This window comes from Variovorax ginsengisoli, assembly GCF_030486595.1.
Taxonomy (GTDB): domain Bacteria; phylum Pseudomonadota; class Gammaproteobacteria; order Burkholderiales; family Burkholderiaceae_C; genus Variovorax; species Variovorax ginsengisoli_B.
This window is the reverse complement of the sequence record NZ_JAUJZH010000028.1, coordinates 1-23,467: the sequence shown is the minus strand read 5'-3', so window position 1 is coordinate 23,467 and position 23,467 is coordinate 1. Positions and strand designations below refer to the sequence as shown.

General features: G+C 66.7%; 26 protein-coding genes and 2 pseudogenes. 15 read left to right on the top strand and 13 right to left on the bottom strand.

Annotated elements, in window-relative coordinates:
- Nucleotides 1–8: 8 nt before the first annotated feature.
- The 3 genes and pseudogenes from QZH52_RS29580 to QZH52_RS29570 form a co-directional block, all read left to right on the top strand.
- Nucleotides 9–920, top strand: coding sequence for a hypothetical protein (locus QZH52_RS29580; RefSeq protein ID WP_301814500.1), 912 nt, complete (start codon nt 9–11; stop codon nt 918–920).
- Nucleotides 917–1,582 carry an RES family NAD+ phosphorylase gene (locus QZH52_RS29575; RefSeq protein WP_301814499.1) on the top strand — a complete coding sequence of 222 codons (666 nt, stop codon included), beginning with the start codon at nt 917–919 and terminating at the stop codon, nt 1,580–1,582. Before QZH52_RS29580 ends, QZH52_RS29575 begins: the two co-directional genes overlap by 4 nt.
- 102 nt (nt 1,583–1,684) lie before the next feature.
- A pseudogene (locus tag QZH52_RS29570) lies at nt 1,685–1,771 on the top strand (MerR family transcriptional regulator); the annotation flags it as partial.
- 51 nt (nt 1,772–1,822) lie between these two features.
- Here QZH52_RS29570 and QZH52_RS38710 read toward each other — a convergent pair.
- Nucleotides 1,823–1,906 carry a hypothetical protein gene (locus QZH52_RS38710; RefSeq protein WP_366919332.1) on the bottom strand — a complete coding sequence of 28 codons (84 nt, stop codon included), beginning with the start codon at nt 1,904–1,906 and terminating at the stop codon, nt 1,823–1,825.
- Between QZH52_RS38710 and QZH52_RS29565 the strand changes: the two genes are divergently transcribed.
- A complete protein-coding gene (locus tag QZH52_RS29565; RefSeq protein ID WP_301814606.1) occupies nt 1,875–2,003 on the top strand; it encodes a hypothetical protein in 129 nt (42 codons plus the stop codon). The genes QZH52_RS38710 and QZH52_RS29565 overlap by 32 nt on opposite strands.
- An 89-nt stretch (nt 2,004–2,092) precedes the next feature.
- Here the strand turns inward: QZH52_RS29565 and QZH52_RS29560 are convergent, their stop codons facing one another.
- The 4 genes and pseudogenes from QZH52_RS29560 to QZH52_RS29545 form a co-directional block, all read right to left on the bottom strand.
- The gene (locus QZH52_RS29560) at nt 2,093–2,479 is read right to left on the bottom strand and encodes a type II toxin-antitoxin system RelE/ParE family toxin (RefSeq protein ID WP_301814498.1); all 387 of its coding nucleotides are present in this window, start codon (nt 2,477–2,479) and stop codon (nt 2,093–2,095) included.
- Between the two features lie 16 nt (nt 2,480–2,495).
- On the bottom strand, nt 2,496–2,798 hold the full coding sequence (locus tag QZH52_RS29555; protein WP_301814497.1) for a type II toxin-antitoxin system Phd/YefM family antitoxin: 303 nt from the start codon (nt 2,796–2,798) through the stop codon (nt 2,496–2,498).
- 142 nt (nt 2,799–2,940) lie between these two features.
- On the bottom strand, nt 2,941–3,627 hold the full coding sequence (locus QZH52_RS29550) for a PIN domain-containing protein (RefSeq protein WP_366919331.1): 687 nt from the start codon (nt 3,625–3,627) through the stop codon (nt 2,941–2,943).
- Nucleotides 3,604–3,909: pseudogene (locus tag QZH52_RS29545) on the bottom strand (nucleotide pyrophosphohydrolase); the annotation flags it as partial. The gene QZH52_RS29550 and the pseudogene QZH52_RS29545, both read right to left, overlap by 24 nt.
- Before the next feature lie 238 nt (nt 3,910–4,147).
- Here QZH52_RS29545 and QZH52_RS29540 point away from each other — a divergent pair.
- Nucleotides 4,148–5,116: a Bug family tripartite tricarboxylate transporter substrate binding protein gene (locus QZH52_RS29540; protein WP_301814496.1), complete on the top strand. Its 969-nt coding sequence runs from the start codon at nt 4,148–4,150 to the stop codon at nt 5,114–5,116.
- Nucleotides 5,117–5,324: 208 nt separating this feature from the next.
- On the opposite strand, the gene QZH52_RS29535 is transcribed toward QZH52_RS29540, so the two are convergent.
- Nucleotides 5,325–5,783 (bottom strand): hypothetical protein, encoded by a 459-nt coding sequence (locus tag QZH52_RS29535; RefSeq protein ID WP_301814494.1) that lies wholly within the window; start codon nt 5,781–5,783, stop codon nt 5,325–5,327.
- An 83-nt stretch (nt 5,784–5,866) separates the two neighbouring features.
- Between QZH52_RS29535 and QZH52_RS29530 the strand changes: the two genes are divergently transcribed.
- The 5 genes from QZH52_RS29530 (at nt 5,867) to QZH52_RS29510 (ending at nt 8,757) form a co-directional block, all read left to right on the top strand.
- Nucleotides 5,867–6,193, top strand: coding sequence for an NIPSNAP family protein (locus tag QZH52_RS29530; RefSeq protein WP_286534908.1), 327 nt, complete (start codon nt 5,867–5,869; stop codon nt 6,191–6,193).
- A 105-nt stretch (nt 6,194–6,298) separates the two neighbouring features.
- Complete coding sequence (locus QZH52_RS29525; RefSeq protein WP_301814493.1) at nt 6,299–6,592, top strand: hypothetical protein; 294 nt, start codon at nt 6,299–6,301, stop codon at nt 6,590–6,592.
- 5 nt (nt 6,593–6,597) lie between these two features.
- On the top strand, nt 6,598–7,092 hold the full coding sequence (locus QZH52_RS29520) for a hypothetical protein (protein WP_301814491.1): 495 nt from the start codon (nt 6,598–6,600) through the stop codon (nt 7,090–7,092).
- A gap of 19 nt (nt 7,093–7,111) precedes the next feature.
- A complete protein-coding gene (locus tag QZH52_RS29515) occupies nt 7,112–8,356 on the top strand; it encodes a hypothetical protein (RefSeq protein ID WP_301814489.1) in 1,245 nt (414 codons plus the stop codon).
- 29 nt (nt 8,357–8,385) lie between these two features.
- Nucleotides 8,386–8,757, top strand: a complete 372-nt coding sequence (locus tag QZH52_RS29510) for a hypothetical protein (protein ID WP_301814487.1) — start codon at nt 8,386–8,388, stop codon at nt 8,755–8,757.
- Between the two features lie 26 nt (nt 8,758–8,783).
- On the opposite strand, the gene QZH52_RS38705 is transcribed toward QZH52_RS29510, so the two are convergent.
- Nucleotides 8,784–8,903: a BrnA antitoxin family protein gene (locus tag QZH52_RS38705; RefSeq protein WP_436411645.1), complete on the bottom strand. Its 120-nt coding sequence runs from the start codon at nt 8,901–8,903 to the stop codon at nt 8,784–8,786.
- Nucleotides 8,904–8,984: 81 nt separating this feature from the next.
- Entirely contained in the window at nt 8,985–12,680 is a 3,696-nt protein-coding gene (locus QZH52_RS29505; protein ID WP_301814485.1) for an AsmA family protein, read from the bottom strand.
- Between the two features lie 200 nt (nt 12,681–12,880).
- Here QZH52_RS29505 and QZH52_RS29500 point away from each other — a divergent pair, with 200 nt between their 5' ends.
- Nucleotides 12,881–13,282 carry a GNAT family N-acetyltransferase gene (locus QZH52_RS29500; RefSeq protein ID WP_366919329.1) on the top strand — a complete coding sequence of 134 codons (402 nt, stop codon included), beginning with the start codon at nt 12,881–12,883 and terminating at the stop codon, nt 13,280–13,282.
- An 11-nt stretch (nt 13,283–13,293) separates the two neighbouring features.
- Here QZH52_RS29500 and QZH52_RS29495 read toward each other — a convergent pair whose 3' ends face one another.
- The 3 genes from QZH52_RS29495 to QZH52_RS29485 form a co-directional block, all read right to left on the bottom strand.
- Nucleotides 13,294–15,057 (bottom strand): esterase/lipase family protein, encoded by a 1,764-nt coding sequence (locus tag QZH52_RS29495; protein ID WP_301814483.1) that lies wholly within the window; start codon nt 15,055–15,057, stop codon nt 13,294–13,296.
- Between the two features lie 151 nt (nt 15,058–15,208).
- Nucleotides 15,209–16,204: a 2-hydroxyacid dehydrogenase gene (locus QZH52_RS29490; RefSeq protein WP_286534601.1), complete on the bottom strand. Its 996-nt coding sequence runs from the start codon at nt 16,202–16,204 to the stop codon at nt 15,209–15,211.
- Between the two features lie 81 nt (nt 16,205–16,285).
- Nucleotides 16,286–17,368 (bottom strand): urea carboxylase-associated family protein, encoded by a 1,083-nt coding sequence (locus QZH52_RS29485; protein WP_301814480.1) that lies wholly within the window; start codon nt 17,366–17,368, stop codon nt 16,286–16,288.
- Between the two features lie 247 nt (nt 17,369–17,615).
- Here QZH52_RS29485 and QZH52_RS29480 point away from each other — a divergent pair, with 247 nt between their 5' ends.
- The 3 genes from QZH52_RS29480 (at nt 17,616) to QZH52_RS29470 (ending at nt 20,062) form a co-directional block, all read left to right on the top strand.
- On the top strand, nt 17,616–18,344 hold the full coding sequence (locus tag QZH52_RS29480; protein WP_286534605.1) for a GntR family transcriptional regulator: 729 nt from the start codon (nt 17,616–17,618) through the stop codon (nt 18,342–18,344).
- A 65-nt stretch (nt 18,345–18,409) separates the two neighbouring features.
- The gene (locus QZH52_RS29475) at nt 18,410–19,549 is read left to right on the top strand and encodes a BMP family ABC transporter substrate-binding protein (protein ID WP_301814478.1); all 1,140 of its coding nucleotides are present in this window, start codon (nt 18,410–18,412) and stop codon (nt 19,547–19,549) included.
- A gap of 102 nt (nt 19,550–19,651) precedes the next feature.
- Entirely contained in the window at nt 19,652–20,062 is a 411-nt protein-coding gene (locus QZH52_RS29470) for a response regulator transcription factor (RefSeq protein ID WP_301814476.1), read from the top strand.
- A gap of 3 nt (nt 20,063–20,065) precedes the next feature.
- Here the strand turns inward: QZH52_RS29470 and QZH52_RS29465 are convergent, their stop codons facing one another.
- A complete protein-coding gene (locus tag QZH52_RS29465) occupies nt 20,066–20,725 on the bottom strand; it encodes a response regulator transcription factor (protein ID WP_301814474.1) in 660 nt (219 codons plus the stop codon).
- A gap of 89 nt (nt 20,726–20,814) precedes the next feature.
- Here QZH52_RS29465 and QZH52_RS29460 point away from each other — a divergent pair, with 89 nt between their 5' ends.
- A complete protein-coding gene (locus QZH52_RS29460; protein WP_301814473.1) occupies nt 20,815–22,656 on the top strand; it encodes a sensor histidine kinase in 1,842 nt (613 codons plus the stop codon).
- Here the strand turns inward: QZH52_RS29460 and QZH52_RS29455 are convergent.
- The gene (locus tag QZH52_RS29455) at nt 22,629–23,402 is read right to left on the bottom strand and encodes a YfaZ family protein (RefSeq protein ID WP_301814471.1); all 774 of its coding nucleotides are present in this window, start codon (nt 23,400–23,402) and stop codon (nt 22,629–22,631) included. The two genes, QZH52_RS29460 and QZH52_RS29455, sit on opposite strands and share 28 nt — an antisense overlap.
- Nucleotides 23,403–23,467 lie beyond the last annotated feature (65 nt).

The window sequence follows — 23,467 nt, the reverse complement described above, 5'->3', positions numbered from 1 at the left end:
GTAACCTGATGACCACTCTCTCCAAGCGTCCCAAGGCACCCGAGCAGGCCCCGCCGAAGGTCGGAGCGGCGGACACCTTGGTCATCGAGGCCGGCTCCCTCAGCGTGTGGCAGGGCACGAATACCTCTGCCGGACAGATAGGGCTCAAGAACAGCAGGCAGGACGTCGTCGAGGTCACCAAGAAGTCGCCTGGCGACCGTCGTCGCGCTGTCAGTGTCCTCAAGAAGAAAGTCGCCCGACGCGAAATCCTCGTCAAGCCGAGTGCGAAGCATCGGGGAGCAGCTCACATCGCCTTCGACACGGTCGCTCGGGTCATCGAGCTGACGGTCGACTCCATCAAGCAAGCCGAAAGCCAGCAACGCCCCATGAGCGAATCCGAGTTGCTTCGCGAGGTCTCGACCGCCCTGGCGGCGCAAGCGGAGGCCGAAAGCGTCGTCACCGATCCTGAAGAAGGCTGGGAGGCTCTGCTTCTGCGAGGCCTCCAGTACAAGCGCTCGGTGCTGGCCTCCGACCAGTTCAAGTCGACCGGGGAGGTCGCGCAGGTGTTCGGCCTCGGGGAGGCCGCCGTTCGGCGTCGAGTGCGCGACAACAAACTGCTGGCCCTTCAGCTTCAGCAGAACGACGACTATCGGATCCCTGTCTGGGCGCTGGGCATCGGTGCGGACGCGACGAAGGCGCTGCTGTCCGCGGTCGCCGATCCTTGGGACCTCTACCACTTCCTGGTGGCGCCCAACGGCTCCTTGAATGGCATGCGGCCTTTCGAGTTGCTGTTGCCGGCGGAATCGTTGACCACGCAGCAACAGGTACGCAAAGCCGAGCTCGCCCAGTACCTTGGCGCTGCGGTGGACGGCCCCGCCGCGCTCGCGATGGTGCTCCGGACGCTCGAAGCGGAGTCTGCGGACGCGCCGCAGACCGCATGAGCACCGCCATACCGGCGACGCCTGCAGTCGCGCCGACGCCAACCTATTCGCCGCCCTCGCTGCCGTCTCCTTTTCAGGTGGACGTGGTCACGGTCACTCGTGCACGGGTGCACCGCGTCTACTGGAAAGGAAACAATCCGCTGGACCCCGCGGTCAAGGGCAACAACCGGTACGACTGCCCCGCCCATGTTCCGGCTGCCAACGAGTTCGGCGTTTTGTACCTGGGGTACGAGGCCGAAACCTGCTGGCTCGAGACGGTCGTCCGCGATGCCGTCGTCAGGCCGGCCGGGGCGCCCATTCCCATCAAGGCGAGCAAGATGACGGCGCGCTGGGCATGCGAGGTTCATGTGCAGGGCACCTTGACGTTGGCAACGTTCCGCGACGAGTACCTGCTGGATCTGGGCGAGAGCGCATCCAACATCATGGGCGACCAGTACCTCCGGACGAGGGAGTGGTCCAGGCTGCTGCACGAGCACCGGACGCCGCAGCTCGATGGTCTTCAATACCGCTCGCGCTTCAAGTCGAACGAGCTGTGCATCGCGCTTTTCGGCCGCGGCGTCACGAACGGAAAGCTCTCGGTGGTGAACGCCAGGTCTATCGATCCGGCCTCATCCTCGGAAATCCAGGCAATCCTGAAGCGCTTCAACGTGGTGCCTGTCTAGCTGCGCTACCTGGCGCAGTCGTCAGCGCCTTCTCAGCTCGGGCGACCTCCCGATCTTCTCCCGCGGTGTCGGCACTGCCGTCTTCCTTTGCTTGCCCTCTAGAGGCGGGAGCTCGCGGCCAAGGCGGACGAGTTCGACCGCGCGATCCGCAAGCTGAGCGCCATGCGCGACGGGCTGCGGCGAGGCGCGCGCCATTGGGAAAGCCGCGAACAGCTTCTCGCCTCGCTTATGCCCGCGTCCTCACTGGCGTTCCTTGACCCGCTGGCCAGCCGCGGTGAGACGGTAGCGCTGCTTGCTGCTGCGCGGTGCCTCCGGAAGCGTCATTTCCAGCATGCCGCTGGCCAGCGCCGGCAAAAAAATGGGCCTTTCGGAAATGCTCGGCATTCGCCAGCCCCAGCAGGCGCTGAAGTTCCTGGCGTGACAGCTCACCGTTCATGGCCGCCACGACCCGCCGTACTTCCGTGGTGACTTCCGTGGTGACTTCCGTGGTCGCGAACGCGCCTGCGTAGCTCAGCTTTGCCAAAGCGCATCGAAGTCAAACGAAAGCTGCCGCTGGTGGCGGATCGAAAGCAGGTACACCGTGCCCTTGATCCGCGCATACAGCAGCAAATAATGCGTCATGACGTACTCGCGCAACTCGCCGTCCTGGGCAAGCGAGCCGAGTTGCCTGGTCAGACGAGCAATGCCGTTGGCAACCTCGACCGAGCGAGCGGGACGTTCCAGGAACAAGCGCCCCATGCCGGGGAAGCGCTCCAGGTTCGGAATGACGGTGTCCATCAACTCGTCCAACAGCGCATCGAAGGCATGCGGGGCCTCGACTTCGATCAGGAAGGCCTCGAGTTGCTCAAGGTTTCGCTCGAGGTTGGCTGTGAGCTTGACGGTACGCCCGGCTGTCACGATGCGAGGCCGTTGCTTACCCAGCGGCCTTGGCAGCGCGGCGGCGCTTGATGGCGCTCAGGGTGCTGCGCGCGTCTTTGACCTTGCCCGCTGCAACATCGGCAAGGCCTCGGCTGGCGTCTTCGATCAGCAGAAGATGGATGCGCTCGCGCTCCAGCTGGTGATAGTAGTCCAGCCGCCGGGCGTCGATGATGGCCACGTAGCTCTCACCGTTCTTGGTAATGATCTTCTCGGCACCGGCCTTCACCTGGTCGGCCAATTCAGACAGGTTCGCTCTGGCTTGCGACAGCGGAATCACGTCACCGGCAGAAATTGCCATGGCTTGCTCCTTCAGGATTTGTACAAAGTTCTGCACAGTTTACGCGCTGAAGTTGGGCTGAAAGCCGGACATGAAGGGCTTTCCTGCGCCAACCTCATGTACATGCGGGCCTTTGCCGAGGCCTGGCCGGGCAGCGACGTGTCTACTGGAATGCGTAGGCCACCCGCCCCGCCTCATCGATAGCAACCTCGCCGCCGGCCAGAAGTCCCGACAGCACAGCGGAAACGCTCTCGACCGTGGCCGATTGTCCGAGCATCGACGCGATAGTGGTGACCAGGGTCGCCTCCTTGCCCGGTCGGGCGGTCGTCTTTCGCAGGGCTGCTTCGATTCGCGCAAGATCCAGCGTCAAGTCCTTGGCGACCGCGGGCGCCTCGGCCTTCGTTGCCGCAGTGGACGGCGCCGCCGTCACTACCGGTGCTTCGGCAAATCCGACCTGGCGCGCGGCGAAGCCAAGGTCCGTCGCGTGCTCCACCATCGGCCCGTAACCTCGATCGTTGGCCATCACGACGAATCGCGCCTCGGGATGGCGCGATGCGATATAGCCCATGTAGAACGACAGATGAAAGTCGAGCGCATTCTTGCCGGTGCGGGCGATTGGCACCAGCGTGGCCCGTTCGCCGAACGACTCATGGTGGGCGGCCACCTTCTTCTGGTGCGGGCCGTGAAAGAGCCAGACGTCGGTCACGTCCGGCACGAGCCTGCGGATGTCGATGTCCTTCGGCTGCACATTTTCCCAGTCGACCAGAACATGGGTCTGCGGCGCGATGGCTGCCGCTCTCCCGGATGGCAAGCCCGGCCGCAAGGGCGGGTGCTTCTTCGCGTTCTTGATGAGCTTGCGGCCAACCGCGCGCTTCAAGTCGATCTCCGAATGGTCCGCCAGTTGAAGCAAGTACAGCAGCACGTCGGCGACCTCATCGCCGATGCGCTCCTTGACGACGCGGTCGTGGTGGGCGCATTGCGATTGCTCCGGTGTCATCCACTGAAAGATCTCGCCCAGCTCGGCGACCTCCACCAACAAGGCCATGGCCAGATTCTTCGGGGTATGAAAAGGCTGCCAATCGCGCTCGGCAGCGAACTCCCGCAATGTGGTCTGCAACGCGCTCAAGTCCAAATCCTGCTCCGATTGGTAAACACATTTCGGCCCAGATTCTGCCCTTCCATGGCGCTCGAACGTTCGGCGGATCGGCCGCGACATCCTGGAGAGGCAGGCGCGACTTTTCGTCGGGCTGAGGGTAATTCCTAAGGTTGACACCTGAATAGTTGAAAAGTAATGTATTGCTTCTCGTCGGGTGTAGGCTCGACCGACGCGACACCCATCACCCTCCAGACTGAGCGACAAGGAATCGTCCATGAAGCTGCTCCAGAAGCTCTTGCTCTGCTTGTTCGCCCTTCCCTTGGCAGGGGTTGCCGGCACCGTCGCGGACACATTTCCCGAGCGTCCTGTTCGCATCATCGTGCCGTTCCCGCCGGGCGGAGGCACTGACACGGTGGCACGCACCGTCGCAGCCAAGCTGTCGGAGCGCTGGAATGTGCCCGTCACCGTTGACAACCGCCCCGGCGGCAACACGTTGATCGGCGCCGAGATGGCGGCGCGCGCAGCGCCGGACGGCTACACGCTGTTCCTCCCGATCGACTCCACGCTTGCGATGAACCAGAGTCTTTACGCCAAGCTGCCGTACGACCCGATCAACGGCTTTGCACCGGTTTCGCTGGCGGTCACCATGCCCATGGTGCTGGCGGTGCATCCCTCGGTGAAGGCGCGCAGCGTGAAGGATCTGATCGGCCTGGCCAAGTCGAGCGACGGCAAGCTCGCCTACGCCCACGGGGCGCTGCCGGCGCAGGTTGCGGGCGAGGCTTTCAGGGCCGCGGCCAAGGTCGACATGGTGGCTGTGCCGTACAAGGGCAGCGGCCCGGCGATGACGGATGTCGTGGGCGGACAGGTGCCGGTCATTTTCGATGCGCTCGGTCCGGCGATCGCCTTCGTGAAATCCGGCAAGGTCAGGCCCCTGGCGGTCACCAGTGCCAAGCGCTCGCCGTCGCTGCCGGATGTCCCGACATTGGCGGAGTCGGGACTGCCTGGCATGGACCTGGTCACCTGGATCGGCTTCGTCGCGCCTGCGGGCACCGACCGCGCGATCATTGCCAAGCTCAACGGCGAGATCACGCGCATCCTCAAGCTGCCTGAAACCTCGGAGAAGCTCGGGGCGATGGGCATGGACGTTGTCGCCAGCAGCCCCGAGCAGTTCACGCAGACCATCAAGGACGACGCCACGAAACTGGGCGCCGTGATCAAGGCCGCGGGGATCAAGCTCGATTGAAGCGGACCTACTTGTCTTGAAGTAGCGTGTTCCCCTCTCACTCGGTCTTCGCCGACTCGGCGTTTCTCGGGTTCGATTGTGCGGAGTTGATCCTGATAGGGGTCCCTCGGCTGATCAAGGACTTCGACCTCGTCAGTCTGAAGGTTCGAGACGTCGGCCACGGCGAACAGGTGGCCGCCGACAGCAGCCTCTCGCTCGTCGGTGCCGCTCATCGCACCCCGAGAGCGTTCGCAAGTCGCTCCAGTGTTGCGAGCTGCCAATTCCTCTCATCGACAAATGACTCGGGATCGCACACTGCGCCATAGCCGCCGTCACCGTAGACCGCAGCGTAAGCGGCGTAGTCTGCCGCCTGAACAACACGGCCGCCCAGTGCATTCGCCACGGCATAGCTTGCTGATACAGCGGCGTGACCCACCCCGTCCAATGATCTAGAGCCTTGATGCCGATTGGCCAAGACCGCGGCTTCAGCCGCGGCCCGATCGAGCGCTCCTCGATCCGCCTCCCCCTTGACGTACGCCTCCAGGATGTCGAGGCAGCGCGCGACACCTTCGTCCTCCAGCAAGTGACGGACTCGTTGCACGCATTCACAGGCAAACGCCAACTTCAGAGCCTCATATTGCGCAGACGATTCACAGGCCTGCAGGGCTGCGGAAACTGCATCGGTCATGACTTGTATTTCCTTGTGATTCACTCGCCCCGAACGGGCAGCAAAATGTGAGCTTGGCAACAACCTTTTGAGGACTGATGTCGATGATCTACGAACTACGCGTCTATACCGCAATGCCTGGCCGGCTACCCGACGTTCTTGCCAGATTTCGCGATCACACCGTGGGCATCTGGAACCGGCTGGGGATTCGTCAACTCGGATATTGGACGACTGCGGTCGGACCTGACAGCAACGTGCTGACCTACATGCTTGTCTGGGAGAGCCTGGCCGAGCGTGAGGCCAAGTGGGGCACGTTTGTCGTCGATCCCGAATGGGTCGAGGTCAGGAAGACGAGCGAGGCAGCCGGACCGATCGTTGCGAAGATGGACAACTCGTTCCTGGCGCCAACCTCTTTCTCGCCTGCGAAATAGGGGTCGCCGGTCCCAACGCATTGGCCGCGACCAGCCTGTAGCCCAAAGTGTTTCCTTTTCGTGCCAGTTGCCACAAAATGCGCGCACCAACCCTGAGGAGCCTGCATGAGCGTCATGGCGGCAATCGATACGGCGGTGCGGCTGCAGCTGGCGCGCGACAAGCCGGCCGTGGTGTGGAAATACAGCGACCTCATGAATGCGGCTGGCGGGCTCGCCTTCGACCAGGCGAGCATGGGCACCTTCCTGCAGGACGTGGCGGCGCGCCTCAAGGTGGACACCCCGTCGCTGAGCTATGACTGGAATCGCTCGAACACCGCCGAGTGCCTGCAGTCGAGCGTCTATGTGCTGATCGGCCGGATCGCTTCCGACATCGACCGCGCGGACAGCAAGAAGGACTGACCATCATGGCGGACTTCCGACCCGTCGCTCTGCCGCTTTTCGACGCCGATGCGCCCGCCTCCGAGGCTTTCGACAACCCGGGTCTCCGCAGGTTCGCCGGTGTCGTATCCATCGCGCCGGATGGCTACAGGCTGCACCGGGCCGCGGATCTCATGGGTCTGGCCGGCAGGCCCGGGGGCTTGCCCCTCATGCGCGCCGGAGGCCTGCTGGCGCGAGAGCTGACGCCCGAGATGGCGGCGAACGCCGGCCTCGATCCCTTCGCCCCGGAGCTCCACGGCGTTGCCAACCTGTGCCGGAGCCTGCACGTGGACGCGCTGGTGACGCAGCAGGTGCAAGGCGCCGACGGCCGGGCGATCGTGATGGCGTACGTCGACGCGAAGTACGACATGAGGCTGGTCGGGAGCAAGTACCGATGCGCCGTCGGTGGCGAGAGCTACGACGAGCGGGACTACAAGACCTACGGCGGGCAGTGCCCGTTCCACAAGGCACCGCTGCGCTGAACGCGCGGACGGCCACCTCATGTTTGGCCAGGTCCTCGACAAGCTCGACACCTATTTCGGGCGCGCCTTCCTGCTCGCGCGCTATGTGCCCTGGCTGCTCTTCGCGGCAGCGAACCTGGTGCTGGCCTGCCTCGAATTCCCGGCCGTGCGCGCCTTCGCGGCGCAGGCCTATGCGGCCCCGGCCGGGCGCATCTTCGACCTGGTCATCGCGATGCTGGCGATCTGGGTAATCGCCTATGCGACCTCGCCGCTGGCGCAGTTCGTCACGCGCTTCCTCGAAGGCGCGACGATGTGGAAATGGGTCGCCCACCTCACGATCGTGACCCATGCCCTGCGGCGCGACGCGCTCGAGAACGCGTACCGGCGCGACTTCGCGTTGAGTGCCGCCGTGCCCAAGTCCGGCGCCGTGATCGAGGCCCTCCAGGACGATCGGGCCGTAGGCGCCCGCCATCGCAAGATCGGCAACCGGCGGGCGATCGACGCGGCAGAAAGAGACATCGCGCGGCTGCGCACCGAGCGCTGGTTCAACCGCGTGATCTCACCCGAACGCTTCGAGAGCGCGCGCCGCGCCCTGTCGAGGGCCTTGCAGGAGAACTGCGCCGACGCGGGCCTTTTTCTCGAAGCCGCCGACAAGCAGCAGGCGTCGCGATTGCACGATCTGCACGAAGAGATGGTGCGCCGCCTGGCGCCCTATGCCCTCGACCGGGCCGAGCAGATCGAGGAACAGGCGCTGGCGGAGCGAGAGCGCCTGTTCGGCGAGAAGGAGCTGGCGCCGACCCGCCTCGGCAACGACGCGGCGGCGCTGCGCAGTTACTGCCTGACGCGCTACGGCATCGAGTTCGACTTCTTCTGGCCGCGCTTCCTGCTCGTCGTGCAGAAGGACACGAAGCTCAGCGACTCGCTGGCGATGGCCAAGATCCAGCTCGACTTCTCGATCCTGACGCTCACGCTGACCGTGGTCACGGTGTTTGCGTGGTCGGTGTTTCTGTTGTTCGACGGGCGTTCGCTGTGGACGGCCCTGGCCGTGATCGGACTGGGTCCGGTCGTGGCCTACGGATGGCTCGGCATCGTGCATGCGAGCTATTCGGGCTTTGCCGAGACCGTGCGCAGTGCCATCGACCTGCACCGGTTCGAACTGCTTGCGGCGCTTCGGCATCCGCTGCCGGCCAGCACCGACGAAGAAAAGGACGCGTGGGCGGCGGTCAGCCGGCTGTCGATTTTGAACAGCAAGACGAATGTCGTCTTCCAGCACCCGGCGCCATGATGATGAAAGGCGTTCGGCACGTCTCTGTCTTGCGATGGTTCTTCTTGGGCCTGCACGCGGTGCTGGTGATCGCCATCGTGGCGCTGATCTCGGGACGCCAGCCCCGAGCCGACGTGGCCGCCGCCACCAAGCCGGTAACCGCGCCGGCCAACACGCTGGCCGCGCTGGTGAGCATGCCGGCGGCCCTCGCGAAGCAGCGCCAGATCGTCCGCGGCGCATCGGTCAGCGTCACGTTCAAGAAGGCATCGACCCAGGTCGCGGGCAAGGTCGTCTCGCAGGAATGCGACGACACGCGCTGCGTGATGGTGATCGGGCTGTCGGGCCTGCCGGCGCCGGTGTTGGCGGCGGATGCGTTGGAGGACGCGGAGGTGTTGCTTGGGGGGGCGGGGAAGGCGCCTTGAATCAAGACCCGCATCCGAGGCACTCCCTATCTACGCGAATGCTGCGCGACGTACTCCTTCAGCACTCCGTCCGTCCGGGACTGCCAGCCGTCGCCCGTCGCCCGGAAAAACTCGACCACCTCCTGGCTCATAGTCCCTGCGATCATCTTCGACGCCCGGGGACGGGTTCCAGACATATCTTCACCTTCAATCAAGGCTTGACCGCAAGGGCGAAGGCAACGCGACCGTCACCGCACCGACCGCATCAGCACATCGAGCGGGTCGCTCGACAGCTGGGCGCCCCCAGCGATGCGGGCGCAGGGGTCGGCGGTCGACTGCAGCTTGCGCCACAAGTCACCGGCCAGCAGCGACATCCCCCCGGTGGCCCAAGCCGCGGTCCCCACCAGCAGCGCGCCGCTCGGGTCCAGTTCGACAGTCGGGTTGCTGAGCGTTCCGGTGACTTTCGCGACGCCGCTCGTCAGGCCTATCAAGCTGAGCTGGAAGAGCTCGCGTCGCACCGCCCGGTACCCGAACAGGATCTCGCCCGTCTTGAGGTTCACCGCGCCACCGCCGAGGATGTCGAGGTGCTGCAGGCGCAGCGCGATGCCGTCGCTGGAGGTGGCGACGCCGTCGGCGATGGCGAAGCGCGCGGCCGCGCATTCGAGCTGGGTGTGCTGCGCCGCCCTGCGGCCGGGCAGCAGCGCGAGGAGGAGGTTGCCGGCGACCCTCTCGAATCCATAGCCCGAGTGGATGGGCAATGTGCCCGCGCCGGCAGTCAGCAGAAACTCGCCGCGCCCGGCCGTGAGCATGTTGCGCATCGTGGTGCCGGCGCCGGCAAGCTGCGCATTGATCGACAGCCGGGGCGTGGCGGCCCCGCTCGCCGGCCCCGATCGAGCCGTGTACAGCGCCTCGGTATCGACGTCCTTGAGTGACAGGCGCAGCGCCGCACCAGGCACCTCCTGGCGCAGATCGAGGCGCAGTTCCCCGTGCATCTCGCCTTCGGCCGCTGTGGTCGACAACTGGATCAGTCCGTTCGTGAGGCTGCCATCGACTTGGAGTTGCGCCAGGTCGTAGCGATGCAAGAGGAGACGCTCGGCGCGCAGCTGCAACTGCGCGTCGCGCGACAGGAGGAACGGCATGCGGATGGGCCGGTCGAGCACCGGCGTCTCGTTCGGCGTGGGCTCTGCCCATTGCGTGGCATCGATCAGCCTGGACGTGAGGTTCGCAGACACGCTTGGCCGGTCGCGCCATCGGATTCGCAGCCGCCCTGCTGCATCCGACTTGCCGGCCTGTGCGCTCAGATCGTCGATGGCCACCTCTCCGTCTCCCAGCGTGACCCGTCCCGAGGCGCTGACCGGAAGCGCAGGCAGGCGCGCAGCGCTGAAGCGCGTCGCCGTCTTCGCCAGGTCGTCGATCTCGATCCGGGCGGCGAGCTGCGTGCCCTTGGGCGCCGCAAGATTGCCCACATTGCCCTCCAGGCTGGCGCGCGCGCCGGGCAGTGTCGCCTGCACCGCCAGCGGCACGTCACGGAGGCCGATCAGCCGCTGCAATGGCCCGCTGGTCGCGACCACGTGGAGCGTGTCGCCGTCCAGGTCCGTGCGCAGGTTCGCTTCCAGCTTCGGCCACGCGGTCTCGGGGCGCAGCAGTTCGGCCAGGGGCCCGGCGACCACCGTCAGGTCCATCGGCGCACCGAGCGCATGGCCCGCCGCGCTCGCGCGCACCGGGCCGCCCGGCTCCACGGCAATGCTGGCCTGCTGCACCTGGACCGGGGAGCGGTCGCGACCCACCGCGAGAGTGAAGGGAGCGGCGCGAGCGGACAGCTTCGCCTGCTTCATGAGTTCGCGCACGCTCGTGCCCTGCGAGCCGAACTGGACTTGCAGCCCCTGGATCGCGCCGCGCACCGTGTCAGGCCGATTCGGCGCCCGCAGCAGCGCTGCCACGTCGATGCGGTCGGCCTTCGCGTCGGCATCGACACGCCATGCCCGCCCGCTCGCATCGACCGTGACATGGCCCTGCATCTGCGCGTTGGCGACCGTGGCGGAGGTCAGGTCGATGGCTAGCTTGCCGCTGCGCAGTTGCGCGAGCGCGGCCAGCTTGCCGATCGGCACCGATGCGCCCGCGATGCGGGCAACGTCGATATCCAGCCTGGCATCGAAGGTACGCAGCGGCGCCAGCGGCAGGGGTTCGTCGAATGCACTGCGCTTTCCGCGTTGCGCCGCGCTGCCGTCGAGCTTGGCGAAGTCGAGCACCGCAATGCTCACCTTGCCATCGATCTGCGGCCGGTCATCGCGCCAGCGAAGCGTGCCTTCTCCCGTGACGTCCGTGCCGGCCAGCGTCGCGGCAAGCCCATGCAGGTGAACCGCGTCGTCGCGCCAGCGCACCCGGCTGCTCAGGTTCCTTGCCGGGACCGGCAGGCCGGTGATGGCTGCAATCCGCAGCGAAAGATCCACCTCGACGCCGCGCGACCACGCCGGTGCACCGGCACCGGCGACATCCCGTGGCCGGGACTCGCTGGCGGCCGATTCGAGCGCTTTGAGCTCGGGCTGATTCAAGTCCAGCTGGCCGAGGTTCAGCGCCCCGCTGAGCAGCGCGCGCGGCGCGCTGGCGTAGGCGAGATCTCCCGACACCGCCGTGGCGAGCACCCGGCCACGGATGTTCTTGGCCGAATAGCCCTCCTTGGAATTCGTCACGCGAGCCGCAATATCCACCGGCAGGGGTTGGCCCGGGCGCAGCCCCGCCAGCAGCCGCAGCGGCGCCAGCGCGTCGCCCCGGGCGGTCAATGCCAGGTCGAAGTCCATGGCTTCGGCCGCAGGCGTGATGCGTCCATCGGCGCTGAGCGTGAAGCCCGCGAGCTCGGCACGCAGCGCCAGGGGCGCGCCGCCATCGGTCTTTTGCAGCTCGGGCCACGGCGCGCCGCTGGCTTCGAGCGAGAACGCCGCATCACCGAGCTTGCCCGCGAGCGTCAGCCGCGTGTCCACGCTCGCACCGAACACCGCCTTGCCCGACCCGATCTCGAGGCGCGACGACTGCATCGGCAGTCCATCGAGCGACAGGCTCAGGCCGTCGACCTGCAGGCTGCCTTGTGCGTAGCGAGCCTGCGCCGACAAGCGATAGGGGCCCCAAACCGGCAATGCACGGCCCAGGACACTGGACCACGCGGCCAGTTGCTCGCCCGTCGCCTCGATGCCGAGTTCGACGCCCTCGATGGACGCGATCGACGCCAGTCGCACGTCGAGCGCGAGGGCCGCCCCCTCGGGTCGCAGGCCGACGGACAGGCGCCAGGGTGCGCCGTCGATGGCAGCCTGCAGCGAGGCGTCGGCCTCCACCGTGAGCTGCATCGGAGTGTCTCGATAATCGGCAAGCGCTTGGATACGGAACGGCAGGCCGCCGCTGATCGTGGCCTCGGCGCTATCGACACGGACCTGCTCCACGGAGCCGCCGCCGCCCGGCCGCCAGCCGATGCGGACGTCGGTCAGCGACACCGTGCCGAAGTCCGGCAATACCGCGCGCTGGGTGCTCTGACGGGGCGTGCCGAAGGGCCAATTGCCCTCGCCCTCCGCATTGCGCTCGAGCAGCAGGTCCACGCCCTTCAGGCGCATGCCGCGCAATTCGACCCGACCCTTCCACAGGGCGACGAGATCGAGGCGCGCCTCGCCGCTCGCAGCGGTCACGAAGTCCGGCCGCGATGCCCAGGCAGGGTTGGCGATGCGCAGGTCGCGCACGGACAAGGTCGGTCGCAAGGCAATGTCGAACGACACGCCGCCTATCGACACCTGCCGATCCAGGGCGGATGAAAGCTCTCGCTCCAAGGCGCGTTGGTAGACCTCGGCGTCGAGCGTCTTCAGGAAGAGCATCAGCCCAAGGGCCGCGGCGAGCAGCAGCCCGACCGCCCACAGCAGCACCCTGGTTGTGCGTCGACGCCATGGCGGCGCAGGTGTGGTCATGGTGGGGCGATGCGGGGGATGGATGACGAACGAAGTGCCGCCATCGTAGCGAAAGGCGTGCGGGAGTTGCCGCCAGTTCCTGGCGCCCTGATGTGACAGACTCGCGCTTCATCAAGTTGTCGCGTCATGAGGGACTCATGGAGATTCGCCGGTTCAGGCTGGGTGATGAAGCTGCGTTGTTTCGCGTGTAGTTCACGGCCATCCACGAGATTGCATCCAGTGACTATTCACCCGAGCAACTCGACGCATGGGCGCCATCGGACCTCGACCCGGCGCTGTGGGCAAGCCGGGTCCAGGGAATCCAACCCTTCGTCGCCTTGCTTGGCGACGAGATCGTCGGCTACGCGGACGTCCAGCTCAACGGGTACATCGACCACTTCTTCGTGTCGGGCGCGCATCCGCGGCAAGGCATCGGGACCCGGCTGATGGCCCGTATCCATGAAGAGGCCAGGCTTCTCGGCCTGAGCGAGCTGACGTCGGATGTGAGCATGACCGCGGAGCCGTTCTTTGCGCTCCACGGATTCAAGGTGGTCGAACGGCGATTTCCAGTGCGTCGGGGCGTGACCCTCCGGAATGCCTTGATGCGCAAAGCGCTCGATTGATGCCGGCAGGCTCACTCCCATCCGCTCGCCACCATCCGCAGCCTGGCCTTGACCGAGCCGTTCTGGGCGACTGTGCCCGGCGCGGGTTGATGCAGGTCGATCAAGACAGGCATCGGCTTGGCGATCGCTTCCGGGCTGAACTCCTGCGACCACGATCGCTTGTCGGGGGGCAGCTTGTCTTCCAGCCAGTCGTAGCTGACCATCCAGTGGCCTTCCGGAGGAGCTGCCGCGTTGCCCTGGCTGAGAAGGAGCTTCTTGTAGTCGGCGGGGTCGTAGAGCGTGACCACCAATGAGTCCCTGAACAGCTGGACTCCCTCGTAGTGGCCATCGGGCCAGAAGGCCTTGTCCACCTCGTAGTCCGGCGCGCGAATGCCGAGGGTCACCGAGTAGGAGATGCCCGGCCGGTCGCTGTTGACCTTGGCGGACTTGATGAGGAAGACCGTCGACAGGTGGACGGATTCCACCTGCCCTGCCTTGAGCTTCTTCAGGTCCTGGTACGTGCGGCAAGCGGGTGAGTCGTCTTCCGATTTGCGCCGGCTCAAGGCCCAGGTCTTGCCGCGCGTACCGACCGTCAGCTCGATCTGGTAGACGGCGTCGACCCGGCGCCCCGCGTCTTCTTGCTGCTGCACGATCGCCGGCAGCGTCGCATTCTCGATGTCGAGCCAGAGGTCGATGCGGAAGTTGCCGAACAGGAAGCGCACCAGGTTCTGATAGGCCTCCTCGGAGTTGACGATGCCGAAGCTGCCTGAGTGCGAGCGATAGGCGTAGGCCGTCGCGGTCGGCTTGGCGATGAGCGGCGCGTCTTCGCCGTCGCCGACCTTCTCCTGGTACCACAGCGTGGCGTTGTCGATGCGGACCAGGCCGTCGCTGCCGCGCCCGACGAAGTTGCGGGAGAGCCCCGCGGCGACCTCGTAGTCGAGGCGGTTGGTCCCGACCATGCAGAACCAGTGCGACGGCGGCGGCGAGATGTCTTCCGGAAGGTAGTTGATGTTGCCGCCGATGAGCTGCTTGTCGAGGTAGGCGCGCATGACGTCCCGATTGAATGTCGACGCGTCCTTGAGAAAGCCGGGAAGTACCCGCGGCACGTTGAAGCCCCCCAGCTCGATGCCGTTGTGCGGGGTGGCATACGTGAAGACCTTCGCCACCGTGTCGCGGACCGGGGCGACCTTGACCTCGCCGTCGCTCACCAGGATCTTCGAGACGTCGTTGGCCTTGTTCTGCAGCAGGGCCCGGACGATCAGGCCGCCCATCGAATGCGCGACGAGGTAGCACCGGAAGTCGGCATCGGTGTAGGTGCAGCCATCCTTGTGCGATTCGTGGTTTCGAACGAGGAGGCGAACCGTCGCGATGAGCTTTGCCAGTTCCTTCGCGTAGTCGGAGATGGAGGAGCTTTTTCCGCTGCCGACCAGGTTCGACCCGGCGTCGTAGAACCGGTGGATGATGATCGAGTTCATCGGGATGCCCTTGTCGACCCGGGCCTGGCCCATCGGTCCGTTGCTCCAGGTCGGGTCGAGGATCTGGATGCCGTCGGTGTACATCACCTCGTACTTGTGGTCCAGCGACAGCCGCACGATGGGCGACTCGAAGAAGTAGGACTGGGGCCGGTTCTTGTCGGCGGTCGCGCGGGCGACGGTCGATCCGACGTTGAAGCCGCAGTACGGGTCGGCCGCGGTCTCGTCGCGCTCGCTGGCGCTGAAGGCGAAGCCCCGCACGTAGATGATCGGGTACCGCTTCGCCGTCGACAATGCTTCGACGGCGGCTTCCGCTGTGGCCATGGCATCTCCTCCGGATTCAATGATCCAGGGGGACTATGTTCGACCGGGCGCGGTTGCTCAACTGGCCGAAGGAGCTATCCGGGGCCATCATCCTCAAGTGTGATGATGTCACCCTCCCTGTGCGGTCGCGCCGATGGCGCTGTCGAGGCAGTCAGCCGACCGGAACACGGTTGACCAGTTCGGCCCCCGACTCGAAGGCACTGATGCTCTCGATGGTGGTCTGCATGATCTGCCCGATCGCCTCCTGGGTGAAAAAGGCCTGGTGGCCCGTCACGATCACGTTGTGGAACGACACCAGCCGCTGGATGACGTCGTCCTCGATGATGGTCGACGACAGGTCCTGGAAGAACAGGTTGGACTCCTGTTCGTAGACGTCGATGGCCAGTCCGCCGAGTTGCCCGGTCTTCAGCGCGGCGATCGCCGCCTCGGTGTCCACCAGGGCGCCGCGACTGGTGTTGATGAGGATGGCGCCGCGCTTGGCGCGTGCCAGTGACTCGGCATTCACGATGTGCCGTGTCTGGTCGGTCAGGGGGCAATGCAACGAGATGACGTCGCAGTCGTGAACCAGGTCCGCGCTGCTCGCATAGTTCCCGCCCATGGCCTCGAAGTCAGGGTTTCGGTACTGGTCATAGCCCAGCACCGTGCACCCGAAGCCCAGCATGATGCGCGCAAAGATGGTGCCGATCTTGCCGGTGCCGATCACGCCCACCGTCTTGCCGTGCAGGTCGAAGCCCATCAGGCCGTCGAGTTCGAAGTTGCCGTCGCGCGTGCGCGCGCTGGCCCGCGCGATCTTGCGGTTCACCGCCAGCAGCAGGCCGACGGCAAACTCGGCCACCGAATACGGCGAGTAGCTGGTGACGCGCACGACCTCGATGCCCAGCCCTGCGGCAGCCGCAGCGTCGATCTGGTTGTAGCCCGTGGAACGGGTGGCGACCAGCCGCGTTCCCTGCGCGGCCAGCAGGGTCAGCACTTCGGCATCGACGTTGTCGTTCACGAACACGCAGACAGCCTCGCAGCCGGCGGCCAGCGACGCCGTGCTGGCCGTCAACCGGTCTTGCAGGAAGATCAGTTCGTGCCCGGCCCGGGCGTTCGCCGCGGTCAGCAAGGCCTTGTCGTAGCTTCGTGTACTGAACACGGCTGTCTTCATGAAAACTCCTCGCGCGGGGCGGTCACGCCATAGCATTGGGCAATTGGCCGAGTTCTGTCAACTTGGGTGCAATTGCCATCATCAACCGATGTAGCGCCTCTCCCACCAGCTGAAGAGCACGTCGCGCAACTGCGCCGCGCGGTCCGCGCCGTAGAACTGGCGCAGTCCGAACGACTCGAGGGACTCGCACTCGGCCTCGCTGAGCTGCACGTCGTGTTCGCGCTGCACGATCGGCACGTTGATGAACTGCGGCACGTAGGCGGCGTCGCGCTGCAGTGCACGGTCGGCCTTGATGCGGGGCTGCGCGAACTGCGCCGGCGTGCGATTGGATTCGTAGGCCGCGAGCGGCGGCACGCTGGCGAGGTCGCGCTCCGAGGCGCTGAAGACCTCGATCCTCAGGGGCTTGAGCGAGAAGTTGCTGGTGCGCATGACGTCGGCGCCGCACACATTGGGCACCGCCAGCACGTCCATCAACGCCAGGAACTCCACGTGGTCGCCGGCCTTCGACGTCTGGCGCTCGATGCGGCCGCGCTCGCCGGCGATCTGCGTCACCATGAAGAGGTTGAAGGAGTCATGGACGTCGTCCGGCGTGAGCCCGTATTCGCGCTGCGCCTCGGACTGGATGTCGTGGCAGTTGGTGTGCCGGCGAAAGCCGTAGACCGACTCGTACAGGTTGGCGCTGCAGCGCGGGAACATCACGTCGTTGGCGCGCACCGTGTCGGCCAGGATGTACATCATGGCGCGCTCGCGCGGCGGCGCCGACCACAGGAAGTCGCCCGGCCCGGGGTTGAAGCCATGCAGCGTGCGCGTGCGGCCCACGTGCATGAACTCCCGGTAGTCGTGAAGGTTGAAGCAGTTGAAGTCGGCGCACTGGCCGCCTTCGACCTGCGAGATGCGGACCACCTGGCCCTGCAGCACTTCCAGCGCCTTGCCGGTGCCCGGCGCGATGACCAGGCTGGCGAGGCATTCGCGCCGGTCCGAGAGCTTCGACAGGTCGGGTCCGGGCGCGGATGGCGGCCTGGCCGAGGGCACGCCCTCCTTCCACTCGTGCAACGCGCGCCGGGCGAGCGCCTGGAGATCGGCTGCATCGCCACGGGCGACGCAGCGCTCGAGGAGTTCCAGCTGCTGCTGGTTCAGGGAAAGGCGCAGGGTCTGGGCGCTCATGTCGATTCTTTCTGTGTACCTGATGGATGACCGCAGGTATGCAAGATATCTGCCAATCGCCGCGGGCAGCACCGGTACGGACTTGGTGCATGGCCATCGTCCGGAGGGCCATTCGGGTGCGTGGGGGCCGCGCTTCGCGCGCTCGCGGCCGGTCGCGGTGCATCCGGCGGCGCGGCGGCTGGCGAAGTGGCTGGCCCGCTTTTCGCATACAGCCGGTCATCCTTCAGAAATACCTGCGCTGTACACCATGAGCCTCCCGACCGAACCGGGCAAGTCCGAAGCCGCCTACCTCGCGCTCAAGCATGCCGTCATCGAGCAGGCCCTGACCCCGGGCACCAAGCTGCCCGAGGACCAGCTCGCCACCCATCTGCATGTCAGCCGCACCCTGGTGCGCGAGGCGCTGGCCCGACTGGCCGCGGAAGGCCTGGTCGAGGCCGGCCGCAAGCGGACCGCGACGGTCGCCCAGCCGTCGCGCGCCGAGGCGCAGAGCGTGTTCGAGGCGCGCGCCTGCCTGGAGCGCGAGGTGGTGCGCCGTGTCATCGCGCACTGGACCCCTGCCATGGGCGCTGCGCTGGAAGGGCATGTGCGCAGCGAGGAAGAGGCCGCGCGCGCCCAGCCGCCGGCCGTCTGCGCACGGCTGGCCGGCGAGTTCCACATCAGGCTGGCGCAGATGGCCGGCAACCCGGTGATCGAGCGCTACGTCTCGGAGCTGGTGTCGCGCTGCTCGCTGATCCTGGCCATCTACGGCCATCCGCATTCCTCGCAGTGCGGCATCGACGAGCACAAGACGCTGATCGAGGCCTTTCGCCGTGGCGACGAGAAGACCGCCGTGCGCCTGATGGATTCGCATCTGTGCAGCGTGCAGGAACGCGCCCTGGCGCCCGAGAAGAAGCCGTTGGCGCAAGACCTCGGCAGCATCCTCGGCCGTTATGCAGCGGGGCGCCCGGCGGCTGCGAAGCGGCCCAGGGCGGCCTGAGATCCCCACCACCCATTCCCCTGTCCTCCACTCCACTCGCCCCCCACCTGACGAAGGAACTCACCATGTCGAACACTTCCTGGAACCGCCGCCGCTTTCTCGGCACCACCCTCGGCTCGGCCGTCGGCAGCACGCTGGCCGGCAGCGCCGTGGCGCCGGCCCTGTTCGGTGCGGCCGCCGCGCAGGCCCAGGCCAAGGGCGTCACGGTCGGCCTGATCTATGTCGGCCCGCGCGGAGACTACGGCTGGAACCAGGCCCATGCCGTGGCCGCCCAGGCGCTGAAGTCCGTGCCCGGCGTCAAGGTGGTCGAGGAAGAGAACGTGCCCGAGACCGTGGCCGTGCGCAAGACCATCGAGGGCATGATCCAGAGCGACGGCGCCTCGCTGGTCTTCGGCACCTCCTTCGGCTATTTCGATCCCTTCATGGTCGAGATGGCGAAGAAGTATCCGAAGGTCGAGTTCCGGCATCCCACCTCGCTGTGGTCGCCCGACAAGCATCCGATGAACCTGGGCGGGTACTTCTGCTACCTCGACCAGGCGCACTATGTGAACGGCATCGCGGCCGGCCTGTCGACCAGGACGAACAAGATCGGCTACGTCGCCGCCAAGCCGATCGCCATCGTGCTGCGCAACATCAACAGCTTCGCGATGGGCGTGCGCAAGGTCAACCCGAACGCGGTGGTGCAGCTGGTGTTCACCGGCGAGTGGTCGATGCCGGTGCGCGAGGGCGAGGCCACCAACGCACTGATCGCCGCCGGCAACGATGTGATCGCCTGCCATGTCGACAGCCCCAAGGTGGTGATCGAGACGGCCGAGAAGGCCGGCGCGAAGACGCTGGGCCACAACGCCTCGCAGGCGCAACTGGCGCCCAAGGGCTTCATCACCGGCGCCGAGAACAAATGGGAGACGGTCTACAAGTCCTTCGCCGCCGACGTCGGTGCGGGCAAGAAGCTGCCCAACCAGTTCTTCGGCGGCTATGACAAGGACATGGTGCTGAGCACCCCCTTCGGCGCCGGCGCGAGCGAGCAGGCGCGCAACGCCGCCACCGCCGCCATCGCCGAGCTGAAGGCCGGCAAGCCGATCTGGACCGGCCCCGTGAAGAGCAACAGCGGCAAGGTGGTGCTGGACAAGGGCTACGGCAACTACGATCCGGTGCTCGAAAAGATGGACTACCTGGTCGAGGGCGTGGCCGGCACGCTGGGCTGAGGCAGCCGCTGCGCCGGCTCCCGGCCCGATGGGACCAAGGTCCAATACCATTCGGCCGGCAGCGGGCGCATCGTGTGCGGCTACAGCGAAGGACTCCGCCCCATGGTGAAATCCGCAGCCGACTTGGTGGTGTACGTGGTCGACGATGACGCATCGGTCCGGGGCGGGCTGGCCCGCCTGATGCGTTCGGCCGGCCATCGTGCGATCACCTTCGACTGCGGCGAGGCGTTCCTGGCGCAGGCGGCCCAGGGCGCTGTCGGCTGCGTGGTGCTGGACATCTCGATGCCCGGCCTCAACGGCCTCCAGGTACAAGAACGACTCACGCAGGCCGCGGTCGGCGTCCCGGTGATCGCGCTGTCGGCGCGCGACGACGACGAGACGCGCCGCCTGGCGCGGGCACTGGGCACCCGGTTCTTTCTTCGCAAGCCGGTCGACGACCAGGCCCTGCTGGACGCCATCGACTGGGTCACCGGAAGCGGCGGCGCCGCGCCTTCGGTGGCCCCCCCGCGCTGACGATCAGCCAGCCTCCGCACCGCCGCCGCGCTGCTGTGCGGTCGCCGCGCGGGCGACGATGTCGGCGCCGCACAGGCTCACCAGTTCGGCCACCGAGCGCACGCCCATCTTTTCCATGACCCGCGCCCGGTGCACCTTGACGGTCTTCTCGGAGATGTCCATGTCGCCAGCGATCTGCTTGTTGAGGCGCCCGCAGAGCACGCCGTCCATCACCTGGCGCTCGCGCGGCGAGAGGCTGTCGAGATGGGACTGCACGCTGCTGCGCCGCGCCGCGCGCTCGCCCTGCGCGGCATGGCGCTCGAGCCCGCGGCGCAGGGCGTCGAGCAGCAGTCCGTCGTCGACCGGCTTGAGCAGGAAGTCGACCGCGCCCTTCTTCATCGATGCGGCGCAGGTCGGGACGTCGCCTTGGCCCGTCAGGAAGACGACCGGCAGGTTCCAGTCCTGGGCACACACCATGTCCAGCAGCTCGGTGCCGGTGGTGCCGGGCATGTGGACATCGAGCAGCAGGCAGAAGCTGCCGTCCAGGGGCAGTCGTTCGAGGAAGGCCTCGGCCGAAGCGAAGGTCTCGGCCTTCCAGCCGACCGAGCGGATCAGCCGCTCCATGCTGGTGCGGACCGAGGGGTCGTCGTCGACGACGAAAACGGCAGGTCGGTCAGAGGTCATGCGGCGGGTGCTTTGCAAGTGACGACGACGGAATGGTACGTCGTCGCGCACTTTTCCAGCTGTCGCGGCGCCCGGCTAAGCTCGGGGCGATGAGCGAACCCTTCGTCCTGACGATGTGCGCCCTGGCGGGGGTCATCGCCTATGCCGCGCTGCACAACGGCATCGTCGGCCTGCAGCGGCCGGTGCACCGCACCCACCTGCTGTTCGCGGTCGTCTGCGCAACCATCACGGTCTACGTCGGCGCCAAGACCGGGGCCTACCGCGCCTCGACGCCCGACGGACTGGTCTGGATGCGCAGGGTCGAGATCGGCGCCAGCATCGTCTTCACGGGTGTGCTCCCTTGGTTCGTCAGCGCCTACCTGAACATTCGCACCCGCCACCTGCAGGCCGCGATGAGCCTCGCATGCGCCCTGTTCTTCGTCGCCAACCTGTGGACTCCATGGGGCCTGGCCTATGCAGGCATGCCGGCCACGGCCGAGATCACGCTGCCCTGGGGCGAGCGCGTGACCGACCCGCGGGTCTTCCACCCGACGCCCCTGTACGTGGTCGGTGTGCTGTGCTACTACCTCATCTTCGGCTGGTGCGCCTTCGCCGCGCTGCAACGAGTCCGGGCCGGCGAACACCGGCGCGGCAGCCTGTCCTTGGCCGCCTGCCTGCTGCTGTTGATCGGCGGCATGTTCTACAACCACCTCGTGGACCTCCAGATAGTTCCCGGCGTGCACGTCGCCGAGTTCACCTTTCTCGCTCTGGTCGTGCTGCTGGACTTCGAACTCGCGCGCGAGCGCCGCCAGAGCCGCGACCGGGTGCGCGGAATCCTGGACAACATTCCGGCCGCGGTCTACGTCAAGCTGCGGGACGGCCGCTACCTGATGACCAACCGCGTCTACGACGAGCTGTTCGGCCTGGAGAGCGGGTCGGCGATCGGCAAGACCGATCTTGAGCTTTTCGCGAGCGCCCAGGCCGAGGCGACGCTGGCCAGCGACCGGCGCGTGCTGCAGCAGCGCGAGGCCGTGCGCCGCGAGGAACGCATCGGCGGAAACGGTCAAGGCGAGCCTCGCATCTTCTCGTCGCTCAAGTTTCCGCTGCTGAACCGCGACGGCAGCGCCGATGCGATGTGCGGGGTCTTCACCGACGTCACCAATTTGCGCCGGAACGAGAGCGAGATGTACCTGCTGCGCCGCCAGGTGTGGCATGCCGACCGGGTGGCACGCACCGCCGTGCTGGCGGCATCGCTGGCGCATGAACTGTCGCAGCCGCTGACCGCGATCCTGAGCAACGCGCAGGCCGGGCTGCGCTTCCTGGCCCAGGACCCGCCCGACATCGCCGACCTGCGCGAGATCCTGCAGGACGTGGTGCGCGACGACAAGCGCGCGAGCGCCGTCATCAACGGCCTGCGCACCATGCTGCGGCGGCAGGAGACCGAACGCGAGCAGGTCGACATCGGCGCCTGCGTGCAGGAGGTCGTCGACCTGATGCACAGCGACTTCCTGGAGCGCGGCGTCGATGTGACGCGGTCGATGGCGCCCGGTTGCGTGGTGCTGGGCGACAAGGGCCAGCTCCAGCAGGTGGTGCTGAACCTGGCCATGAACGCCAACGAGGCCATGTCGGAGCAGCCCCGCGGGTCGCGCTCCCTGCACGTATCGGTCGCGCCGAGCGACGGGCGACGGGTCCGGGTGGAGGTCCGCGACAGCGGCCCGGGGATCGACGAGGAGGACATCGACAAGGTCTTCGATCACTTCTACACGACCAAGGTCAAGGGCCTCGGCATGGGCCTGTCGATGTGCCGCTCGATCCTTGAGGCGCACGGCGGCACGCTCGATGTCGAGCGCAACCAGGGCCGCGGCCTGACCTTCCGCTTCGTGCTGCCGCTCGAGCCGGCCGCCCGGGGCGACGGCGCTGCGGGTCAGAACCTGAACCCGGCGCCGAAGTAGAGGCCGCCCATCGCGACCTTGTCGAGCAACCCGTTGTCGCGCTTGTAGCTCAGGTAGCGGTAGCCGAACTTCAGCGAAGTGGTGGGCGAGTACTGGTAGCTGGCGCCGGCGATCGCCTGCCAGCTGGATGTCGAGCCGCCTTCGCCGACATCCAGGTAGCCGAGCAGCGACCACTTGTCGCCGACCGGCACGATGGTGCGCACGCCGATGATGCCGTCGGCCGCGCCGGCCGAGTCTTCGATCTGGCGGCCGAGCCCGCGCAGGCTGGGCGCGATGTCGATGCGGGTCTTGGCGTCGACGTAGCGCACGCCGCCCAGCACATCGACGGCGACCGGCGCCTCGACCACGCGATAGAAGCCCGCCAGGGTGGCGATGGTCTGCTCGAACTTGACGTTGTAGCCGCCCAGCAGCCCACCCGCAAGTTGGTTGTCGACGCCGAGCTTGACGTACTGCACGTCGAGCAGGCCGCCCCAGGCGCCCTTGCGCGCTTCGAGCGTGCCCATGGCGCCGAAGTCGAGCGCCCCGAGCACGCTGCTGGAACTCACGGAGACGGTGCTCCCGGGCAGGGGCCCGAGCTTCAGGTCCGAACGGATGCCGGCCAGCCAGAGGTAGGGAATGAATTCGAACTGCCACTCGTTGGCGGGCGCCACGCTGGTCTGCGCGAGGGCCGGCAGAACCGCGAGGGCGGCGGCGACGCCGGCCACGGCCCGGGTGAGGCAGCGGGTGGTGAAGCGGGGTGCGTTCATTGCGGCGGTTGAGCGCGCAGTTCGGCGAAGCGGCGGGCGAACGCGGCCGACCATTTGTTGAAGGC